Below are 19877 nucleotides of genomic sequence, written 5' to 3'. Positions count from 1 at the left end.
GCCGGGTCAGCTTCGAACCGCTATAATGCCCGCCATCCACAAACACAGGCATCTGGAGAACTCGCATGAGCTTCAACCTCGTCTCCCCGGGCAAGGACATCCCCAACGATTTCAACGTCATCATCGAGATCTCGGCCCAGAGCGATCCGGTGAAGTACGAAGCCGACAAGGAAACCGGCCTGCTCTTCGTCGACCGCTTCATCGGCACCGGCATGCGCTATCCGGCCAACTACGGCTTCATTCCCCAGACCCTGTCGGGCGACGGCGACCCCGTCGACGTGCTGGTGCTGTCGCCGTTCCCGATCCTGGCCGGCGCGGTGGTGCGCTGCCGCGCGCTGGGCATGCTGAAGATGACCGACGAATCCGGCGTGGATGCCAAGCTGGTGGCCGTGCCCCTGGACAAGCTGTCGCCGGCCACCGCCTTCATGAAGGGCCTGTCGGACGTGCCGCAGAACCTGCTGGACCAGATCAAGCACTTCTTCGAGAACTACAAGGCGCTCGAAGCCGGCAAGTGGGTCAAGGTCGAAGGCTGGGCCGGCATCGAGGAAGCCCACAAGGAAATCACCGACGGCGTGGCGAACTACAAGAAGTAAGCCGAACCCGCCTGTCGCCGGCGGGGGGGGCCCCCCCCCCCCCCCCCCCCCCCCCCCCCCCCCCCCCCCCCCCCCCCGGACCCCGACCCGCCACGGCGGGTTTTTTGTTGCCGCCGGATTGACCGAGACCAATGCCGGCGCCGCCGCGCGGGGTTAAGCTCCAGGCACATAGCACAAGGAGCCTCATCCCCATGAGCGCGATCTCCCCCGCGTATTCGTTCGACCGGCGCTATTCGGGCGCGGCCGTGTTTTTCCACTGGGCGGTGTTCCTGCTGGTCGCGGTGGCCTACGCGGCGATCGAGCTCAAGGGGTTCACCGCGCGCGGCAGCGCGGCCCGCATGGCCGCCATGACGGCGCACGAATGGGCCGGCATGCTGGTGCTGGCGCTGGCCGTCCCGCGCCTGCTGTGGCGGCTGCTGGGCGGCGCGCCGGCGCCCGAGCCCGGCCCGCGCTGGATGCGGCTGGCCGGCGCCGCCGTGCACGTGGCGCTGTACCTGTTCATCCTGGCGCAGCCGCTGCTGGGCCTGCTCACCGTCAACGCGGCCGGCCACCTGCTGGCGCTGCCGGTGCCGGGCCTGGAAGTGCCGGCGCTGGTCGCCCCGGACCCGGCCCTCAAGGACACGCTCAAGTCCATCCACGAAACCCTGGGCACGGCGTTCTATACGGTGATCGGGCTGCACGCGCTGGCGGCGCTGTTCCATCACTACATGCTCGGCGACGATACCCTGCGCAGCATGTGGCGGCGCCGGCGCAGCCGCATGGCCGGCTAGGCTTCGGCAGTCGGCCGGGTCCGGTTGGTTCTGCGGCTGGTCCCGGCCGGTCAGGCGCCGCCGTTGCCGGCGGTGCGCGCGAACGGCGTGCGGTCGTTGAGCTCGTCGAGGTAGGCGTCGATGCCCTGGCGCTCGCGCTCCAGGAAGCGCTCCACCGCGTCGGCGAAGTCCGGATGCGCCAGCCAGTGGGCCGAGCGCGTCGCCACCGGCAGGAAGCCGCGCGCCATCTTGTGCTCGCCCTGGGCGCCGCCCTCGAAGGTGCGGATGCCCTCGGCGATGCAGAATGCCAGCGGCTGGTAGTAGGCGGTCTCGAAATGCAGGCAGGGATGGTGTTCCAGCGCGCCCCAGTAGCGCCCGAACAGCGTGCTGCGGGCCGGGTCGGCGTCGTACACCACCAGCGAGGCGGCGATCGGCCTGCCTTCGCGCTCGGCCACCACCAGCAGCAGGTTTTCGGGCATCGCCGCGCCGATGCGCAGAAAGAAGTCCAGGTTCAGGTAGGGCGTGGAGTGATGTTCGCGGTAGGTCTGGCGGTAGCAGCGGTGGAAGAAGCGCCACGCTTCCTCGTCGATCTGCGGCCCGCGCAACTGGCGAAAGCCGACGCCCGCCTCCGCCACCCGGCGCCGCTCGGCGCGGATGTTCTTGCGCTTTTTCTGCGACAGCGTGGCCAGGAAGGCCTCGAAGCTCTCGTAGCCGGGGTTGGTCCAGTGGAACTGCACGCCATGCCGCATCAGCAGGCCGGCGTCGTCCATCAGCGCGGCTTCGTGCGCGTCCGGGAACAATATGTGCAGCGAGGACAACCCGCTCTGCCCGGCCACCGCCAGCGCCGCCCGCAGCAACAGCCGGCGCTCGTCCTCGCCGCGCGCCAGCAGGCGCGCGCCCTGCACCGGGGTGAACGGGATCGCGCACAGCAGCTTGGGGTAGTAGGGCAGGTGGTGCTGGGCGTAGGCGTCGGCCCAGGCCCAGTCGAACACGTATTCCCCGTAGGAATGTGACTTGGCGTACAGCGGCATGGCCGCGGCGAGGCGGTCGTCGCCGTCCTCGCGCGCCCACAGGGTCAGGTAGCGCGGGCTCCAGCCGGTGTCGTCGCAGGCGCTGCCGCTGGCGTGCAGGGCGTGCAGGAAGGCATGGCGCAGGAACGGCGTGGCGCCGGGCTGGGCGTCCACCAGGGCATCCCAGCGGTCCGCCGGGATCTCCGACAGATCCGAAACGATCTGCGTGCGATAATCCCCCGTCCGCCCGGGTTTCTGTCCGTCTTGTGCCGAAGCCGCCCCTGGCGCGTTTTCGGCGGGACGGTCCGGACCGGGCTTGCAAGATTCCGACTGCATTGCGCTTGATTCACTCACCGTTGGCTGCCGGCCGAGTCTACCGGAAACGCCGCGGTGCTGCAGCGCGGCAGACCGGGCTGGCCGCTGCCTGGCGAGGCGCCGGCGAGGGTCCGGCGGAAACCGGGTTTGCCGCGGTGCGGCAACCCACATCCCGCCGCCATGCCGCAGGGCTAGAATCTTTCACCAACCAATGAGAAGACAAGGGGCCGACATGAAGCAGATTACCGCCATCATCAAACCGTTCAAGCTGGACGAAGTGCGCGAGGCGCTGGCAGATGTGGGCGTCACCGGGCTGACGGTGACAGAGGTGAAGGGCTTTGGCCGCCAGAAGGGGCATACCGAGCTCTACCGCGGCGCCGAGTACGTGGTCGATTTCCTGCCCAAGATCAAGATCGAGGTGGTGGTGGCCGAGAACCAGCTCGACACCGTGCTGGACGCCATCGTCAAGGCCGCTCACACCGGCAAGATCGGCGACGGGAAGATTTTCGTGACCGAGATCGAGAGGGTGATTCGGATTCGGACCGGGGAGCAGGATGAGGCGGCGGTTTGAGAGGGAGTGAGTTGGGTTGGGCGGCTTTTGGTTTTTGCGCTTCGGCTTCAAAGTCAAAGGCTTTCGCTCCCCCGGAGCGACCTACTTTCTTTTCCCCGAAAAGAAAGTAGGCAAAGAAAGCGGGCTGCCTGGCCGGCAGGGGCAGAAACGTTGGGATTGCTTGGGTTGCTGGTTTCGTCGTGGGGTTCGTGGTTCTGCTGGCATCCTGCCGTTACCGGTGCGAGCAGCCACGATCTGGCTGGCGGTATGGGTTTCGCGGTCAGACCTATGATGGCGGGCGCACTGCCTGTTCGGGCATCTGCCGTTGCCTGTTTTGACCGTCACGACATGGCGCCCTCGTGGTTTCGTGGTGGGCGTGGTGGACCGGTGCGCTGGTGTCGGCGGTTCAAGTACGGCCGGTACGGCTCGATGCTGACGCCTAGCTCGGCAGCTTCCAGCCGAAGCGGACCGACAGCAGGCGCGCGGCGGTGATGGTGATCGCGCCTGCCAGCAGGGCCACTTCCTGGTCGGCGCGCAGCCAGGTCAGGCCGATATAGACCCAGCAGCCCACGAACGCGCAGGTGGCGTAGGGCGAGCGGTCGCGCAGGATCATCGGCACTTCGTTGCACAGCACGTCGCGCACCACGCCGCCGAACACCGACGAGATGATGCCCATCATGACCGCCACGGTCGGCGTCATCTGCGCCACCAGCGCCAGCGAGGTGCCGGTGACGGAGAACAGTCCCAGGCCGACCGCGTCGGCGGCGATCATGGCGCGTTCCGACGCCACCCGGCTGACCACCCGCAGCACCAGCGAGGCGCCCAGCGACAGCAGGAAGATCAGGATCACGTAGCCTTCGTGGTCGACCCAGTAGAAGGGCCGGCGGTCGAGCAGCACGTCGCGCACGGTGCCGCCGCCGAAGGCCGTGGCGAAGGCCACCACGAAGGTGCCCACGGCATCGAAGCGCTGCTTGCGCGCGTCGACCACGCCGGAGATGGCGAAGGCCAGCACGCCCGTGACTTCCATCACATGCAGGATCAGGGGCAGCCGCCCCATCAGGAGATCGAGCGGCAGGTGCATCGCGCCCGCGTGCTCAGGCGTGCGGCTGGCGCAGCAGCACCATCAGCGCGCCGGCGCCGCCTTCGGCGCCGCGCGCCTGCACGAAGGCCAGCACTTCTTCCTTTTGCACCAGCCAGCTGCGCACCTTGCCCTTGAGCACGGGCGTCTTGTCGGGCGAGCCGTTGCCCTTGCCGTGGATCACGCGCACGCAGCGCACGCCGCGCTTGACCGAGCGCCGCACGAACTCGGCCAGCGCCTCGCGCGCTTCGTCGCTGCGCAGGCCGTGCAGGTCGATCTTGTCCTGCGGCACCCATTCGCCGCGGCGCAGCTTCTTGACCACGTCGATGCCGATGCCGGGGCGGCGGAACGACAGCGTCTCGTCGGTATCGAGCAGGTTCTCGACGTCGAATTCGTCGGACAGCGAGGCGGCCAGCACGGCCTGGTCGTCGAGCCGGGTCTGCACCGGCACCGGCGCGGGATGCTTCGGCGCGGGCGCCACGCGGTTGCGGTCGCGCAGGGTGTTGACGTTGCCGACGCTGCTGCGGAACACGTCGGCTTCCTCGCGCGCGCGTTGCGCCGCCGCCTCGGCCTCGCGGCGCTCGGCTTCGCGCTGTTCGGTCTGCGCTTTCAGCGTGCTGCGCAGGCCGGACAGGTCATCCAGGCCGAAGCGCCTGGTCGGCTTGGGCTGGCTGGCGGGTTTCTTGGCGCCGTGCGGCATGGGGTCTCTCCGGGAAGGCTCGGTCTGGTCTCGGGAGATTATAGGGGAGGGCGGTGGGCGCAAGAAGGGCGCCGGATGTGCAGCGGATGCGCGCCGGCGCCCCAGGTGGTCGGCAAGGCTTGCCTGCCGCTTGTGTTCTCCCCGCTCCCGCGTGCGGGAGAGGGGCGGGGGAGCAAACCACCGGCGGCGGGATGCTCGGAGGCAACCCGCCCCTTTTTGCCGGCGCGGCTGGCGCCGCTTACTGCAGCGCTTCCACGTAGCGCTGCGCGTCGAGCGCGGCCATGCAGCCGGTGCCGGCGCTGGTGATGGCCTGGCGGTAGATGTGGTCCTGCACGTCGCCGGCGGCGAACACGCCCGGGATGCTGGTGGCGGTGGCATCGCCGGCCAGGCCGCTCTTGGTGACGATGTAGCCGTTGTGCATCTCGAGCTGGCCTTCGAACAGCTCGGTGTTGGGCTTGTGGCCGATGGCCACGAACACGCCGGCCAGCTTCACTTCCTCGACCGCGTTGGTCTGGGTGTTGCGCACCTTGATGCCGGTCACGCCGGAGTCGTCGCCGACCACTTCGTCGAGCACCGCGTTCCAGCGGATCTCGACGCGGCCTTCCTTCTCGCGCTGGAGCAGGCGGTCGACCAGGATCGGCTCGGCGCGGAACTTGTCGCGGCGGTGGAGCACCGTGACCTTGCTGGCGATGTGCGACAGGTACAGCGCTTCTTCCACGGCGGTGTTGCCGCCGCCGATCACCGCGACTTCCTGGTTCTTGTAGAAGAAGCCGTCGCAGGTGGCGCAGGCCGACACGCCGCGGCCCATGAAGCCTTCTTCCGAGGGCAGGCCCAGGTACTGGGCCGAGGCGCCGGTGGCGATGATGAGCGCGTCGCAGGTGTACTCGCCGGCGTCGCCGACCAGGCGGATCGGGCGCTCGGTCAGCTTCGCGGTGTGGATGTGATCGAAGATGATTTCGGTGTTGAAGCGCTCGGCATGCTCCAGGAAACGCTGCATCAGTTCGGGGCCTTGCACGCCGTTGGCATCGGCGGGCCAGTTTTCCACGTCGGTGGTGGTCATCAGCTGGCCGCCCTGGGCCAGGCCGGTGATCAGCACGGGCTGCAGGTTGGCGCGCGCCGCGTAGACGGCGGCGGTGTAGCCGGCGGGGCCGGAACCGAGAATCAGCACTTTTGCGTGTTTGGCCATGATGCGTTCCTGTGGCCGGTGCGGCATGCTGCGCACCGGCGTGAATCGAAACCAGCATTATAAGTGGACCGGCGTTTGCTCACTGTTGCAAATTCCAATGGGAGCGATAGCCCCGGGCAAGGTTAAAATGGCCGGCACCGCAATCCCAGACGGCAACCCAGACCAGGCATGGCCCGAGCTACCACCACCACCCGTACCGATCCCTCCGCGCTGCCTTCGCGCATCGGCAAGCTGCTCGGCGAGGTGCGCTGGTTCCTGATGCTGGCCGTCACGCTGGCCTTCGTCTGCATCCTGGCCAGCTACAGCAAGGCCGACCCGGGCTGGTCGCACGCCAACCAGGTGGCCGACATCCACAACCTGGGCGGCCGCGTCGGCGCCTGGCTGGCCGACGTGCTGTTCTTCATCTTCGGCTTTTCCGCCTATTGGTGGGCGGTGCTGCTGGTGCGGCGCTGCTGGCGCGGCTGGCGCGCGCTTAGCGCCGAGCTGCCCGAGCGCACCGCCGAGGCGCGCCAGGGGCTGGTGGTGAGCTGGATCGGCTTCGCGCTGTCGCTGACCGCCAGCATGGGGCTGGAGGCGATCCGCATGTACCCGCTGCGCTCGGCGCTGCCGCGCGCGCCCGGCGGCGTGCTGGGCGACCTGCTGGGCGGCTGGATGCAGATGGCGCTGGGCTTCACCGGCGCCACGCTGCTGCTGCTGCTGCTGCTGGCCATCGGGCTGTCGCTGTTCTTCCATTTCTCGTGGCTGTCGGTGGCCGAGCACGTCGGCGGTTTCGTCGAGAACCTGTTCCTCGGCTTCAAGGCGCGCCGCGAAAGCAAGCAGGACCGCATCATCGGCGAGGCCGCCAAGGTCGAGCGCACCGAGACCGTGGAGGTGCAGCGGGTCAAGATCGAGGAAGCGACGCCGGTGCAGATCGTGCGCCCGCAGGCCGTGCCCAAGCACGAGCGCGTGGAGCGCGAGAAGCAGCAGCCGCTGTTCGCCGACATCCAGGACTCCGACCTGCCGCCGCTGGCGCTGCTCGACCCGATCCCGGCGCACCAGGAAACCGTGAGCGCGGAAACGCTGGAATTCACCTCGCGCCTGATCGAGAAGAAGCTCAAGGACTTCGGCGTCGAGGTCAAGGTGGTGGCGGCCTATCCGGGCCCGGTCATCACCCGCTACGAGATCGAGCCGGCCACCGGCGTCAAGGGCAGCCAGGTGGTCAACCTGGCGCGCGACCTGGCGCGCTCGCTGTCGCTGGTGTCGATCCGCGTGGTCGAGACCATTCCCGGCAAGAACTACATGGGGCTGGAGCTGCCCAATCCCAAGCGCCAGACCGTGCGCCTGTCCGAGATCCTCGGCTCGCAGGTCTACAACGAAAGCGCGTCGATGCTGACGATGGCGCTCGGCAAGGACATCGCCGGCAAGCCGATGGTGGCCGACCTGGCCAAGATGCCGCACTGCATGGTGGCCGGCACCACCGGCTCGGGCAAGTCGGTCGGCATCAACGCCATGATCCTGTCGCTGCTGTACAAGGCCGGCGCCGAGTCGGTGCGGCTGATCCTGATCGACCCCAAGATGCTCGAAATGAGCGTCTACGAAGGCATCCCGCACCTGCTGTGCCCGGTCGTCACCGACATGCGCCAGGCCGGCAATGCGCTGAACTGGTCGGTCGGCGAGATGGAGCGGCGCTACAAGCTGATGAGCAAGCTCGGCGTGCGCAACCTGGCCGGCTACAACAAGAAGATCGACGAAGCCGCCGCGCGCGAGGAAAAGATCCCCAACCCGTTCAGCCTGACCCCGGACGCGCCCGAGCCGCTCGACAAGCTGCCGGTCATCGTCATCGTCATCGACGAGCTGGCCGACCTGATGATGGTGGTGGGCAAGAAGGTGGAAGAGCTGATCGCGCGCATCGCGCAGAAGGCGCGCGCCGCCGGCATCCACCTGGTGCTGGCCACGCAGCGCCCGTCGGTCGACGTCATCACCGGCCTCATCAAGGCCAACGTGCCGACCCGCATCGCCTTCCAGGTCAGCAGCAAGATCGACTCGCGCACCATCCTCGACCAGCAGGGCGCCGAGGCGCTGCTCGGCATGGGCGACATGCTGTACCTCGCGCCCGGCACCGGGCTGCCGATCCGCGTGCACGGCGCTTTCGTCTCCGACGAGGAAGTCCACCGCGTGGTGCAGAAGCTCAAGGAAGGCGGCGAGGCCAACTACATCGAGGGCATCCTCGAGGGCGGGCTGGCCGAGGGCGAGACCGGCACCGACGGCCTGGGCGGCGGCGCCGGCATCGGCGGTGGCGGCGGCGAAGCCGACCCGCTCTACGACCAGGCCGTCGAGGTGGTGCTCAAGAACCGCCGCGCCTCGATCTCGCTGGTGCAGCGCCACCTGCGCATCGGCTACAACCGCGCCGCGCGCCTGCTCGAGGACATGGAAAAGTCCGGGCTGGTCTCGGCCATGTCGGGCAACGGCAACCGCGACATCCTGGCCCAGCCGGGCGCCGCGCGCGAGGACGAATGAGAGGCGCCGGCAAGATGATCCCGGCGCCGTTGCGCGGCTGATATGCGCGGCTGACGTGCACGAGTAACATGCGGTTACGCGCGATGCACCCGGTTGCGGAATCCGCCGGGCGCGCGCCGCTCTAACCGGACATGCGGCGCCGCGCGCGTGCATCGCGGCACGGCGCGGCGGCCTCTCCATCCAGCAAGGAAAACTACATGCGAAACCGCTTTCTCGTGTCGGCATGCGCCGCCCTGGCCATGTCGCTGGCGGCGCCGGCGGTCATGGCGGCCGGCGTGGACCAGCTCCAGACCTTCGTCGCCAGCGTCAAGAGCGCGCGCGGCGAGTTCACCCAGCGCCAGGTCAAGGGGCAGGGCGACAGCCTCAAGGTCACCGGCACCTCCAGCGGCACCTTTGCCTTCGCGCGCCCGGGCAAGTTCACCTGGCGCTACGTCAAGCCCTACGACCAGCTGCTGCAGGCCGACGGCCAGACCCTCTACATCTACGACAAGGACCTCAACCAGGTCACCGAGCGCAAGCTCGACGGCGCGCTCGGCTCCAGCCCGGCGGCGATCCTGTTCGGCAGCAACGACCTCGAGAAGAACTTCGTGGTGAAGAACGGCCCGGCGCGCGACGGCGTGGAATGGATCGAGCTGACGCCCAAGGCCAAGGACACGCAGTTCGAGCGCATCGGCATCGGCTTCAAGAGCGGCAACCTGGAAGCGATGGAGCTGCGCGACGCGTTCGGCAACACCACGCTGCTGACCTTCAGCGCCATGCAGAAGAACCCGGCGCTGCCCGCCGACACCTTCCGGTTCACGGTGCCGAAGGGCGCCGACGTGATGAAGCAATGAGGCCGCCCATGACCGCACTTTTCCCGCCGCGCCGCGCCGGTACCCGCGCTGTCCTCGCCGCTCTCGCGGCGGCCACGCTGCTCGCGGCCTGCGCCGGCAGCGGCGGCGCCAGCCGGCATTTCGACGTGGACGCCTTCCTGCGCGCCTCCGACACGGCCCTGCCCGAAGTGCTGGCCAACCCGGACTTCCTCTCCGCCACGCAGGCGCCCGCCAGCGACTGCGCGGTGCTGCTGCAGTCGGTCAGCAGCGGCGTGCTGGAAGGCCTGCCGCCTACCGGCAGCGGGCGCGGCCCGGCCTGGCTGCTGCATCCGGCCGGCACGCCGGACAAGGTGTGGCTGGTGGTGAGCAAGCCCGGCGGCGAGCGTACCTGCCACGGGCCGCTGCCGGCCGACGCGATGAAGGTCCTGGCGGAGCGCGCCGGCGCCTGACGCGGCGCGCATGGAAGAAGGGCACGAAAGGCCGCGGGCCGGGCGCTCTGGCATTGCCGCGGGCCAACATGACAGCGTTGTCACTTGACCTCGAAAATAGGAATGATTATTGTTTCTTGCCCGTCTTGCCGAAGGTGCCGGCACGGCATCTCCAGGGCGGAGCAGAACAATCATCGAGGGGAGAGTCATGATCGCATTCCGTCACTTGCTGCCGCGCGCCGCCGCGCTCGCGGTGCTCACCATGCTCGCCGCGCTGCCGCTCGCCGCGGGCGCCCAGGAAAAGGTGCTGAACCTCTACACGGCGCGCCATTACCAGACCGACGAGGCGCTCTACGCCAACTTCACCCGGCAGACTGGCATCAAGATCAACCGCATCGAGGGCCAGGAAGACCCGCTGCTCGAGCGCATCAAGAGCGAGGGCGCCAACAGCCCCGCCGACGTGTTCATCACCGTCGACATCGGCCGCCTGTGGCGCGCCCAGCAGGCGGGCGTGTTCGCGCCGCTCAGGTCGGGCGTGCTGGAGGCGCGCATTCCCGCCAACTACCGCGACCCCGGCGGCGACTGGTTCGGCTTCTCGGCGCGGGCCCGCGTGATCGCCTACAACAAGGACGCGGTCAAGCCCGGCGACATCCGGGACTATGAAGACCTGGCCGATCCCAGATGGAAAGGCAAGCTGTGCATCCGCTCCAGCGGCCACGTCTACAACCTGTCGCTGATGTCCAGCCTGATCGCCCACGACGGCGAGGCCAGGACGGAGCAGTGGGCGCGCGGCGTGGTGGCCAACCTGGCGCGCGCGCCCAAGGGCGGCGACACCGACCAGCTCAAGGCGGTGGCCGCCGGCGAGTGCGATCTCGCGGTCGCCAACACCTACTACATCGCCCGCATCCTGAAATCGGCCAGGCCCGAGGACAAGGCCGTGGCCGACAAGCTCGGCGTGCTGTGGCCCAACCAGGCCAGCCAGGGCGTGCACATGAACATCTCCGGCGGCGGCATGCTCAAGCACGCGCCCAACAAGGAGTCCGCGCGCGCCTTCCTCGAATACCTGGCGAGCGACGAGGCGCAGCGCTATTTTGCCGACGGCAACAATGAATGGCCGGTGGTGCCCGGCGTGAAGGTCAGCAACCCGGCGCTCGAGGCGCTGGGCAGCTTCAAGGCGGACAAGATCAATGTCGCGGAACTGGGCAAGCACCAGCCGCAGGCGCAGAAGCTGGCGGACAAGGCCGGCTACAAATAAGCCCGGCGCGGCGCCGCCGGACGGGCATGGCGGCGCGCGCCGCCATGTTCACGGCACGGCCTTCGGCTTCGGCCGCGGCACGGCGGCCGCCTCCTTGTTTTCCTCCCCGTTTTCCACGCGCCGGAAGCGCAGCTTCGCGCCGCGCTCCTTGTGCCGCTCGAAGGCCAGCTTCAGCTGCTCGCGCCGCCGCACGCGCGTGTGGCCCACGGTGCCGTCCGCGTAAGGCAGCTTGGCGATCACCGTGCCCGCGGTCTGGCGCGCCAGCAGCACGTCCAGCGCCTGCCGCGCGCGCACCTGGGCATGCAGCAGCGCGTCGCCCGGGTTGGCGCGGGAGCGCTCCAGGTCGTAGGGCAGCATGACCGGGCCGGCCAGCTGGCGCAGCGCCGCGCGGATGTGCGGGCTGTCCAGCCCGGACTCGTGCAGGATCCAGGCGGCGTCATGGCGCAGCCACGGATCGGGGTCGCCGAGCTTGCGCAGCAGCGCGAGCGTGATGTCGGCCTGCCGGTAGCCGTGCGCGCGCCTCACCGCGTTGAGCGCGATGCGCCTGACATGGGCGTTCTCGTGGTCGAACAGGTCCGCCACGAGGCGCTCGACCATGCCGGGCTTGTCGAGTTGTTCCGCCAACTGGCCCGCCAGGGCGATCTCATCGACCGGGCTGATCCGCTCCTGGCGGGGCAGGCGGCCCAGCTTGAACACGAGCATGCGGTAACGAAGCTGCATAACACTCCCTGAAGACGCTGCGAACAAGTACGGGGCAAGTGCGGCGATATCGCCGCAATGCAGCGCGAAGCCGGCCAGCGGCGGGGGCGGACCGGTTGGCGCGCGCGGCAACGCGCACGCGCCGGGGCGCAGCTTCGGACCAGCGATATATCGGCAGCCCGTCGGAGAACTTTAGGAAAAGAAGCGCGGCGGCCGCCTGGGCCTATTGCCGCGCGTCGCGGCGGATCGAGCGCGACAGCAGGATCACCGGCAGCAGGCCCACCGCCACGATCACCAGCGATGCCGTGGCGGCCTCGGCCAGGCGCTCGTCGGCGGCCAGGTTGTAGGCCTGCACGGCGAGCGTGTCGAAATTGAACGGGCGCATCACGAACGTCGCCGGCAGCTCCTTCATGACGTCGACGAAGACGATCAGCGCCGCGGTGAGCAGGCTGCCGCGCAGCATCGGCAGGTGCACGCGCCGCAGCGTGGCGCCCGGGCCGTGGCCGAGGCTGCGCGCCGCCGCGTCCATGCCGGGCGTGATCTTCGCGAGGCCGGCGTTGACGGTCTGCAGGGCCACGCCGAGAAAGCGCACCAGGTAGGCGTAGACCAGCGCGGCGATGCCGCCGGTCAGCAAGAGCCCGGCCGACCATCCCAGGTGCTGCTGCAGCCAGGACGACAAGGCGTTGTCGAGCCGCGCCACCGGCACCAGCACGCCCACCGCGATCACCGAGCCGGGCAGCGCGTAGCCCATGCCGCAGACCCGCGTCAGCGCGCGCAGCAGCCAGCCCCGGCCGGCCCCGATGCCGCGTCCCGCATAGCCGATCAGCAGCGCGGCCAGCACCGCCGCCAGCGCGGTGACGCTGGCCAGCAGGAAACTGTTGCGCACCAGCCCGACGAAGCGCGGGCCGAACTGCGCGTCGCCCTCGGCCAGCGCCATCCTGCACAGCATCAGCGCGGGAACGGCGAAGCCCAGCAGCACGGGCAGCAGGCATGCCAGCAGCGCCAGCGCGGCCCGCCAGCCATGCAGGCGATAGGCCGGCGCGCGGCGCTGGCCGCCGTGCACGCGCGCGCGCCCGCGGCTGACGCGCTCGGCCAGCAGGATGCCGAGCACGAATGCCAGCATGCAGGCGGACAGCTGGGCCGCGGCGTTCTTGTCGCCGAGCGAGAACCACGCGCGGTAGATGCCGGTGGAAAACGTCGGGATGCCGAAATAGGCCACGGTGCCGAAGTCGGCCAGCGTCTCCATCAGCGCCAGCGCCGTGCCGGCGACGATGCCGGGGCGCGCCAGCGGCAGCATGACGCGCCACACGCTGCCCCAGGTGCCGTAGCCGAGCAGGCGCGCCGCCTCCAGCGTGTTCAGGGTCTGCTGCAGGAAGGCCGCGCGCGCGGTCAGGTAGACATAGGGATAGAGCACCAGCGTGAACAGCACGATGGCGCCACCCAGCGAGCGGATGTCCGGGAACCAGTATTCGCGCGCGCGCCAGCCGGTCAGCGCCCGCAGCCAGCCCTGCACCGGGCCGGCGAACTGCAGCGCGTCGGTGTACGCGTAGGCGATGACGTAGGCCGGCATGGCCAGCGGCAGCACCAGCGCCCACTCCAGCCAGCCCCGCCCGGCAAAGCGGTAGGTGCTGACCAGCCAGGCGGTGGGCACGCCCAGCAGCAGCACGCCGGCGCAGACTCCGGCCAGCAGCCACAGGGTGTTGCCCACGTATTCGGCCAGCACCGTGTCGGCGAGGTGCCGCCAGGTGTCGCCGCCGGGCGCGAGCAGGCTGCCGGCCACCTGCGCGACCGGCAGCGCGATCAGCAGCGCGGCCAGGCCCGCGACAAGGGCGAGCGGCTGCGGGCGGCTGGCATGGCGAAGGCGGGGCAGGCTCATTCGGCGGCGGGATGGCGTCGGTTGCGGTCGGTCGGCGGGCGAGGCCCGGCGGGCCGGTGCCGGCTGGCGGCACCGTTGGGCAGGCTCCGCATTCTAGCAATGGCGGCGGGCCGGCCGGGACGCGCGCCGCCCGTCCCGCCATCGACGCCGATTCCTGCGCCGATGCTTGCCCGGATCCTCGCCCCCGATTTCCTCCCCCGATTTCCTCCCCCGGTTTCCGCCCCGATCCCCGCCGCATGCGCGCGCCCGCCCCATATAATGCCTGGCATGCGAGGCCACCCTCATTCCACCTCCGCGCCCGCGCGCGCCGATGCCGACACCGTGATCGAGGTCGACCGCATCCGTCACGGCTTCGGCAGCCACGCCGTCGTCAATGGCATGTCGTTCACCCTGGCGCGCGGCAGCATCGCCTGCCTGCTCGGCCCCAGCGGCTGCGGCAAGACCACCGTGCTGCGCGCCATCGCCGGCTTCGAGCCGCTGCGCGAAGGCCGCATCCTGCTGCAGGGGGAGGTCGTATCGTCGCCGGGCTTCGCGGTGCCGCCCGAGCGGCGGCGGGTGGGCATGGTGTTCCAGGACTACGCGCTGTTCCCGCACCTGAGCGTGGCCGACAACGTGGGTTTCGGGCTGCGCCACGCGCGCCGCGGCGAACGCGCCGCGCGCGTGGCGGAGATGCTCGCGCTGGTCGGCCTGGCCGGCGCCGGCGGCAAGTTCCCGCATGAATTGTCGGGCGGCCAGCAGCAGCGCGTGGCGCTGGCGCGCGCGCTGGCGCCGCGTCCCGGCCTGCTGCTGCTCGACGAGCCGTTCTCCAACCTGGACATCGACCTGCGCGAACGCCTGAGCCTGGACGTGCGCGACATCCTCAAGGCCCAGGGCACCACCGCCATCCTGGTCACGCACGATCAGTACGAAGCGTTTGCCGTGGCCGACGAGATCGGCGTGATGCATGCCGGCGCCATCGAGCAGTGGGACAACGCGCACAATCTCTATCACCGCCCCGCCACGCGCGTCGTCGCGGATTTCATCGGGCAGGGCGTGCTGATGCCGGGGCGCCTCGACGGCCCGCATGCCGTCACGCTGGAGCTCGGCACGCTGCGCAGCCGCGAGCCGCTGCGCGTGCCGCCCGCCACGGCGGAGGTCGACGTGCTGATCCGGCCCGACGACATCGTCCACGACGACGCCAGCCCGCTGCGCGCGGAGGTCCTGCACAAGGCGTTCCGGGGCGCCGAGATCCTCTACACCCTGCGCCTGGCCGGCGGCGGGCAGGTGCTGGCGCTGGTGCCCTCGCACCACGACCACGCGCTCGGCGAGCGGATCGGCATCCGCGTGGAGGTCGACGACGTGGTGGCGTTCCCGCGCGGCCAGGCCCGCGGCCACCTCGCGGCCTGATTGCCGGTTGCCTGCCCCGAAGTTTTCATTTCCCCACCCACGACCCCCAGGACCTTTCATCATGCCCGCTTCCCCGAAGTCCGCGTTCCACCCGTTGCGCCGCCGGCTGCTGCGCGCCGGCGCGCTGCTCGCGCTGATTGCCAGCGGCGCCGGCCAGGGCTGGGCGCAGCCGGCCACGGCCACGACCTGGCGCATGGCCACGGAATACCCGGCCAGCGCCATGCCCGGCGAAGGGCTGGCCACGTTCGCCGAGGAGGTCGGAGCGCGCACCGCGGGCGCGCTGGCGGTCAGGCCGAGCTACGACGCCAGCGCCGGCATCCGCTCCGCGCAGATGCCGGCCGCGGTCCGGGAAGGCAAGCTGGAGGGCGGCGATGCCTTCGGCGGCGCGCTGGGCGCGGTGGACCCGCTGTTCCTGCTGTCGTCGCTGCCGTTCGTCGCCACCTCGGTGGACGGCGCGCGGCGCCTGGCCGAACTGGCGCGCGCCGACTACGCGCGCGCGTTCGCGGCGCAGGGCCAGCACCTGCTCTATCTCACGCCGTGGCCGCCCACCGGGCTGTGGTCGCGCGACCCGGTCGCCACGCTGGCCGGGCTGCGCGCGCTGTCGGTGCGCACCTACGACGAGACCTCCACCGAGGTCATGAAGGCCGCCGGCGCGCAGGCCACCAACCTGTCGTTCGCCGATGCCATGCCGCGCCTCAAGGACGGTTCGGTCAACGCCGTGCTGTCCTCGGGCGACGGCGGCGCGGGCCGCAAGCTGTGGGATTACCTGCCCAATTTCACGGCGATCGGCTACGCCATGCCGCTGTCGTTCACCACCGTCAACGCCGCGGCCTACGCCGCGCTGCCGCCGGCCACGCGCGCGGCCGTGGACGCCGCCGCGCAGGCCACCGAGCAGAAGCAGTGGGCGCGCCTGGACACCCGGCTGGAAGAGAACACCGCGCGCATGCGCGCCAACGGCGTGGCCATCCAGGCGAGCCCCGCGCCCGCCGTGCAGCAGGCCTTGCGCGAGGCCGGCGCCGGCGCGGTGAGCGCCTGGCGCGCGCGCGTCGGCGGCGAGCGCGCCGGCGTGCTGGATGCGTTCACGCGCAACGAGCAGGCCGCGAAGTAGAGAACGGGGAGGGTGGCGCGAAGGCGCGGGCAGGCCCGCCGCGCGGCGCGAACGCCGGGCCGCCCGCCGCGATGGTCTACACTGTCAGGTTCCAGGGCGCAGCGGCCTGCCCGTGCGCCCGCCCTGACCAAGAGGCCTGATTACCGTGGCGGATTCGCTGTTCTCCGAAGCTCCCGACCGTTCCCAACAACCGCTGGCCGAGCGCCTGCGCCCGCGCAACATCGACGAAGTCATCGGCCAGCAGCACCTGCTCGGCCCGGGCAAGCCGCTGCGCGTGGCCTTCGCCTCCGGCGAGCCGCATTCGATGATCCTGTGGGGCCCGCCCGGCGTGGGCAAGACCACGCTGGCGCGCCTCATGGCCACCGCCTTCGACGCCGAGTTCATCGCGCTCTCGGCGGTGCTGTCCGGCGTCAAGGACATCCGCGAGGCGGTCGAGCGCGCCGAGCAGTACCGCGCCCACGGCCGCCGCACGCTGGTGTTCGTCGACGAAGTGCACCGCTTCAACAAGAGCCAGCAGGACGCCTTCCTGCCGCACGTCGAAAGCGGTCTGTTCACCTTCATCGGCGCCACCACCGAGAACCCCTCGTTCGAGGTCAACGGCGCGCTGTTGTCGCGCGCGGCCGTGTACGTGCTCAAGAGCCTGGACGACGCCGAGCTCACGCAGCTCGCGCGGCGCGCCAGCGAGGAGCTCGGCGGCCTGCAGTGGGAGGACGAGGCGCTGGCGCTGGTGGTCGCGTCCGCCGACGGCGACGGCCGCAAGCTGCTCAACAACATCGAGATCGTGGCGCGCGCCGCGCGCAACGCCGGCGCCGCCAGCGTGGACACGGCGCTGCTGGGCAGCGCGCTGTCCGAGAACCTGCGCCGCTTCGACAAGGGCGGCGACGCCTTCTACGACCAGATCAGCGCGCTGCACAAGTCGGTGCGCGGCTCCGACCCCGACGCCACGCTCTACTGGTTCTGCCGCATGCTCGACGGCGGCGCCGACCCGCGCTACCTGGCGCGCCGCATCGTGCGCATGGCCTGGGAAGACGTCGGCCTGGCCGACCCGCGCGCGGCCCGCATCACGCTCGACGCGGCCGAGACCTACGAGCGCCTGGGCTCGCCCGAAGGCGAGCTGGCGCTGGCGCAGGCGCTGGTCTACCTGGCCGTGGCGCCCAAGTCCAACGCCGGCTACAACGCCTACAACGCGGCGCGCGCGTTCGTCGCCAAGGACAAGTCGCGCGGCGTGCCGGTGCACCTGCGCAACGCGCCCACCAAGCTGATGAAGGAACTCGGCTACGGCCACGCCTACCGCTACGCGCACGACGAGCCGGAAGCCTACGCGGCCGGCGAGCACTATTTCCCCGACGACCTCAAGCGCCAGGGCTGGTACCAGCCCACGCCGCGCGGGCTCGAAGGCAAGATCGGCGACAAGCTGCGCCACCTGCGCGAACTCGACGCGCAGTGGCTGCGCCAGCAGGGCAAAGGCAAGGGCAAGGACGAGGGCGGCGAGCCCTAGCCGGCACACCCCGGCGCCGGGGCCGCCCGTCCCGCGGAACAGCGGCCGCCGCGGCCGTCTGTTCCGCGCCTGGCCGAACGGCGGGCGGCGGGGCCAGTGCAGTAAAATGGCGGGTCCGCCGGCATGTCGCCGGCCCAGCACCCTCCACACACGCAACATGCTAGACATCCAGTTGTTCCGCAAAGACATCGACGCCGTGGCGCAGCGCCTTGCCGCGCGCGGCTTCCAGCTCGACGTAGCGGCCTTCCAGGCACTCGAAGCCGAGCGCAAGCAACTGCAGACCCAGACCGAGGAACTGCAGGCGCGCCGCAACAGCCTGTCCAAGCAGATCGGCATGCTCAAGGGCAAGGGCGAGGACGCCTCGGCCGTGATGGCGGAAGTGGGCGGCATCGGCGATGCGCTCAAGGCCTCGGCCGCGCGCCTGGACGAGATCCAGGCCCAGCTCGCGGAGACCATGCTGGCCATTCCCAACCTGCCGCACGACAGCGTGCCGGTGGGCCGCGACGAAACCGAGAACGTGGAAGTGCGTCGCGTCGGCACGCCGCGCAGCTTCGACTTCGAAGTGAAGGACCACGTGGACGTGGGCGCGCGGCTGGGGCTGGACTTCGACACCGCCACCAAGGTCACCGGCTCGCGCTTCGCCATGCTGCGCGGCGGCCTCGCGCGCATGCACCGCGCGCTGGTGCAGCTGATGCTCGATACCCACACGCTCGAGCACGGCTACACCGAGATGTACGTGCCCTACATCGTCAACGCGGCGTCGATGCGCGGCACCGGCCAGTTGCCCAAGTTCGAGGAAGACCTGTTCAAGGTACCGCGCAAGGTCGGCGGCGAGAACAACGAAGGCGGCGAGCGCACCGAGAACTTCTACCTGATCCCCACCGCCGAGGTGCCGCTGACCAACATCGTGCGCGACGCCATCGTGGCCGGCGACAAGCTGCCGCTGCGCTTCGTCGCCCACACGCCGTGCTTCCGCTCCGAAGCCGGCTCGTATGGCCGCGACACGCGCGGCATGATCCGCCAGCACCAGTTCGACAAGGTCGAGCTCGTGCAGGTGGTGCCGCCCGAGCAGTCGTTCGACGCGCTCGAGCAGCTCACCGGCCATGCCGAGGCGATCCTCAAGAAGCTCGACCTGCCGTTCCGCACCATCGTGCTGTGCACCGGCGACATGGGCTTCGGCAGCACCAAGACCTACGACCTCGAAGTGTGGATCCCCGCGCAGAACACCTACCGCGAGATCAGCTCGTGCTCGAACATGGGCGACTTCCAGGCGCGCCGCATGCAGGCCCGCTTCCGCACGGCGCAGGGCAAGCCCGAGCTCGTGCACACGCTCAACGGCTCCGGCCTGGCCGTGGGCCGCACGCTGGTGGCGATCCTGGAGAACTACCAGAACGCCGACGGCTCGCTGACGGTGCCCGCCGCGCTGCAGCCGTACCTCGGCGGCCTCGCGCGCCTCGAACCCGAGGCATAAATTTTCTCGCGTAAGGGACTTGCGGTCGCGGTGGACTTCACTCTATAATCTTGTTCTTCGCGACACGCGACCAAGTTACCGGAGAGGTGGCAGAGTGGTCGAATGTACCTGACTCGAAATCAGGCGTACCGGCGACGGTACCGTGGGTTCGAATCCCACCCTCTCCGCCAGAAATACAGAAAAACCCCCGTAGAATCAATGATCTACGGGGGTTTTTGTTTTTCGACTCACAGTGCGACTATCAAACTGATGAGTGTCATGCTGGCCGATAATTGGGCAGTTTGAGCTCCTCCACTCGAACCCGCAGCGCCGTGGTGAGTGGGACTAGGGGGAACTGCCTAGAGGGCTGGGGATGGTCTAGGGGAGGGGTATGGCCGAGTTCGGCCACAAGCGGCCGTTTTGAAATAGGGCCCACATTGCGTGCAATCCACCGTAGAGGTGCCTCTCCGGTGCTTCGGCTGCGATCGCACGGCCGTGATGCGATAAACGCGAAGGCCGGTACGGCTCCAGGGGCTGTTCAGTGGAATTCAGTTACCGGAAAGCGGCCAGTCTGATCGGTGGTAGTTGCAGTCCCGACGACCGGACGCTCGCCTTTGCTCGAGGCGCGACCTGTCCGACTATACCGAATTGAACGTGATGGTCCGATGCATGCCGAGAGGAGAATTCT

At 69.8% G+C, this 19877-nt stretch carries 17 protein-coding genes and 1 tRNA gene; 12 read left to right on the top strand and 6 right to left on the bottom strand.

The genetic code is table 11. The features are described 5' to 3' along the window. The first annotated feature begins 65 nt into the window (after positions 1-65). Positions 66-593, top strand: coding sequence for an inorganic diphosphatase (gene ppa / locus AC3WXD_RS15270; protein ID WP_017228479.1), 528 nt, complete (start codon positions 66-68; stop codon positions 591-593). 191 nt (positions 594-784) lie between these two features. Further along, positions 785-1363 carry a cytochrome b gene (locus AC3WXD_RS15265; RefSeq protein ID WP_492324090.1) on the top strand — a complete coding sequence of 193 codons (579 nt, stop codon included), beginning with the start codon at positions 785-787 and terminating at the stop codon, positions 1361-1363. Between the two features lie 50 nt (positions 1364-1413). Here AC3WXD_RS15265 and AC3WXD_RS15260 read toward each other — a convergent pair whose 3' ends face one another. Continuing rightward, on the bottom strand, positions 1414-2688 hold the full coding sequence (locus AC3WXD_RS15260) for a GNAT family N-acetyltransferase (protein ID WP_492324089.1): 1275 nt from the start codon (positions 2686-2688) through the stop codon (positions 1414-1416). A gap of 211 nt (positions 2689-2899) precedes the next feature. On the opposite strand from AC3WXD_RS15260, the gene glnK reads away from it, so the two are divergent. After that, positions 2900-3238, top strand: coding sequence for a P-II family nitrogen regulator (gene glnK / locus AC3WXD_RS15255; RefSeq protein WP_006162803.1), 339 nt, complete (start codon positions 2900-2902; stop codon positions 3236-3238). A 418-nt stretch (positions 3239-3656) separates the two neighbouring features. Here glnK and AC3WXD_RS15250 read toward each other — a convergent pair whose 3' ends face one another. From AC3WXD_RS15250 to trxB, 3 genes are all read right to left on the bottom strand, one after another. Beyond that, positions 3657-4298: a trimeric intracellular cation channel family protein gene (locus AC3WXD_RS15250; protein ID WP_059410746.1), complete on the bottom strand. Its 642-nt coding sequence runs from the start codon at positions 4296-4298 to the stop codon at positions 3657-3659. 13 nt (positions 4299-4311) lie between these two features. After that, positions 4312-4995, bottom strand: coding sequence for a Smr/MutS family protein (locus AC3WXD_RS15245; protein ID WP_020200901.1), 684 nt, complete (start codon positions 4993-4995; stop codon positions 4312-4314). Positions 4996-5233: 238 nt separating this feature from the next. Next, the gene (gene trxB / locus AC3WXD_RS15240) at positions 5234-6181 is read right to left on the bottom strand and encodes a thioredoxin-disulfide reductase (RefSeq protein WP_020200902.1); all 948 of its coding nucleotides are present in this window, start codon (positions 6179-6181) and stop codon (positions 5234-5236) included. A 168-nt stretch (positions 6182-6349) separates the two neighbouring features. Here trxB and AC3WXD_RS15235 point away from each other — a divergent pair, with 168 nt between their 5' ends. The 4 genes from AC3WXD_RS15235 (at position 6350) to AC3WXD_RS15220 (ending at position 11172) form a co-directional block, all read left to right on the top strand. Continuing rightward, positions 6350-8677, top strand: a complete 2328-nt coding sequence (locus tag AC3WXD_RS15235) for a DNA translocase FtsK (protein ID WP_020200903.1) — start codon at positions 6350-6352, stop codon at positions 8675-8677. A gap of 197 nt (positions 8678-8874) precedes the next feature. After that, complete coding sequence (gene lolA, locus AC3WXD_RS15230; protein ID WP_020200904.1) at positions 8875-9510, top strand: outer membrane lipoprotein chaperone LolA; 636 nt, start codon at positions 8875-8877, stop codon at positions 9508-9510. An 8-nt stretch (positions 9511-9518) separates the two neighbouring features. Then, positions 9519-9938, top strand: coding sequence for a hypothetical protein (locus tag AC3WXD_RS15225; protein WP_492324088.1), 420 nt, complete (start codon positions 9519-9521; stop codon positions 9936-9938). Between the two features lie 187 nt (positions 9939-10125). Beyond that, positions 10126-11172: a Fe(3+) ABC transporter substrate-binding protein gene (locus AC3WXD_RS15220; RefSeq protein WP_059410748.1), complete on the top strand. Its 1047-nt coding sequence runs from the start codon at positions 10126-10128 to the stop codon at positions 11170-11172. 48 nt (positions 11173-11220) lie between these two features. Here the strand turns inward: AC3WXD_RS15220 and AC3WXD_RS15215 are convergent, their stop codons facing one another. Further along, positions 11221-11892, bottom strand: a complete 672-nt coding sequence (locus AC3WXD_RS15215; RefSeq protein WP_231586370.1) for a hypothetical protein — start codon at positions 11890-11892, stop codon at positions 11221-11223. 202 nt (positions 11893-12094) lie between these two features. After that, positions 12095-13747 (bottom strand): ABC transporter permease, encoded by a 1653-nt coding sequence (locus AC3WXD_RS15210; protein ID WP_492324087.1) that lies wholly within the window; start codon positions 13745-13747, stop codon positions 12095-12097. Between the two features lie 267 nt (positions 13748-14014). Between AC3WXD_RS15210 and AC3WXD_RS15205 the strand changes: the two genes are divergently transcribed. The 5 genes from AC3WXD_RS15205 to AC3WXD_RS15185 all read left to right on the top strand — a co-directional run bounded on the left by AC3WXD_RS15205 (position 14015) and on the right by AC3WXD_RS15185 (position 19380). Further along, entirely contained in the window at positions 14015-15133 is a 1119-nt protein-coding gene (locus tag AC3WXD_RS15205; RefSeq protein ID WP_492324086.1) for an ABC transporter ATP-binding protein, read from the top strand. A gap of 61 nt (positions 15134-15194) precedes the next feature. After that, positions 15195-16241 carry a TRAP transporter substrate-binding protein gene (locus tag AC3WXD_RS15200; RefSeq protein ID WP_052165774.1) on the top strand — a complete coding sequence of 349 codons (1047 nt, stop codon included), beginning with the start codon at positions 15195-15197 and terminating at the stop codon, positions 16239-16241. Positions 16242-16386: 145 nt separating this feature from the next. Next, on the top strand, positions 16387-17739 hold the full coding sequence (locus AC3WXD_RS15195) for a replication-associated recombination protein A (RefSeq protein ID WP_020200911.1): 1353 nt from the start codon (positions 16387-16389) through the stop codon (positions 17737-17739). Positions 17740-17896: 157 nt separating this feature from the next. Further along, positions 17897-19210, top strand: a complete 1314-nt coding sequence (gene serS / locus AC3WXD_RS15190) for a serine--tRNA ligase (protein WP_492324085.1) — start codon at positions 17897-17899, stop codon at positions 19208-19210. Between the two features lie 80 nt (positions 19211-19290). After that, a tRNA-Ser gene (locus AC3WXD_RS15185) sits at positions 19291-19380 on the top strand. The last annotated feature ends 497 nt before the right edge of the window (positions 19381-19877 follow it).

This window comes from Cupriavidus sp. FW216-B1 (genome assembly GCF_058789195.1).
The sequence above is the reverse complement of the archived record's forward strand: the minus strand, read 5'-3'. Positions and strand labels throughout refer to the sequence as shown.

What these genes read in the sequence shown, in the direction of transcription:
- AC3WXD_RS15235 (WP_020200903.1), top strand. Translation starts at nt 6,350, where the DNA reads ATGGCCCGAGCTACCACCACCACCCGTACCGATCCCTCCGCGCTGCCT.
- trxB (WP_020200902.1), bottom strand. Translation starts at nt 6,181, where the DNA reads ATGGCCAAACACGCAAAAGTGCTGATTCTCGGTTCCGGCCCCGCCGGC.
- AC3WXD_RS15210 (WP_492324087.1), bottom strand. Translation starts at nt 13,747, where the DNA reads ATGAGCCTGCCCCGCCTTCGCCATGCCAGCCGCCCGCAGCCGCTCGCC.
- AC3WXD_RS15205 (WP_492324086.1), top strand. Translation starts at nt 14,015, where the DNA reads ATGCGAGGCCACCCTCATTCCACCTCCGCGCCCGCGCGCGCCGATGCC.
- ppa (WP_017228479.1), top strand. Translation starts at nt 66, where the DNA reads ATGAGCTTCAACCTCGTCTCCCCGGGCAAGGACATCCCCAACGATTTC.
- glnK (WP_006162803.1), top strand. Translation starts at nt 2,900, where the DNA reads ATGAAGCAGATTACCGCCATCATCAAACCGTTCAAGCTGGACGAAGTG.
- AC3WXD_RS15265 (WP_492324090.1), top strand. Translation starts at nt 785, where the DNA reads ATGAGCGCGATCTCCCCCGCGTATTCGTTCGACCGGCGCTATTCGGGC.
- AC3WXD_RS15245 (WP_020200901.1), bottom strand. Translation starts at nt 4,995, where the DNA reads ATGCCGCACGGCGCCAAGAAACCCGCCAGCCAGCCCAAGCCGACCAGG.
- AC3WXD_RS15260 (WP_492324089.1), bottom strand. Translation starts at nt 2,688, where the DNA reads ATGCAGTCGGAATCTTGCAAGCCCGGTCCGGACCGTCCCGCCGAAAAC.
- AC3WXD_RS15225 (WP_492324088.1), top strand. Translation starts at nt 9,519, where the DNA reads ATGACCGCACTTTTCCCGCCGCGCCGCGCCGGTACCCGCGCTGTCCTC.
- AC3WXD_RS15220 (WP_059410748.1), top strand. Translation starts at nt 10,126, where the DNA reads ATGATCGCATTCCGTCACTTGCTGCCGCGCGCCGCCGCGCTCGCGGTG.
- lolA (WP_020200904.1), top strand. Translation starts at nt 8,875, where the DNA reads ATGCGAAACCGCTTTCTCGTGTCGGCATGCGCCGCCCTGGCCATGTCG.
- AC3WXD_RS15250 (WP_059410746.1), bottom strand. Translation starts at nt 4,298, where the DNA reads ATGCACCTGCCGCTCGATCTCCTGATGGGGCGGCTGCCCCTGATCCTG.
- serS (WP_492324085.1), top strand. Translation starts at nt 17,897, where the DNA reads ATGCTAGACATCCAGTTGTTCCGCAAAGACATCGACGCCGTGGCGCAG.
- AC3WXD_RS15215 (WP_231586370.1), bottom strand. Translation starts at nt 11,892, where the DNA reads ATGCAGCTTCGTTACCGCATGCTCGTGTTCAAGCTGGGCCGCCTGCCC.
- AC3WXD_RS15200 (WP_052165774.1), top strand. Translation starts at nt 15,195, where the DNA reads ATGCCCGCTTCCCCGAAGTCCGCGTTCCACCCGTTGCGCCGCCGGCTG.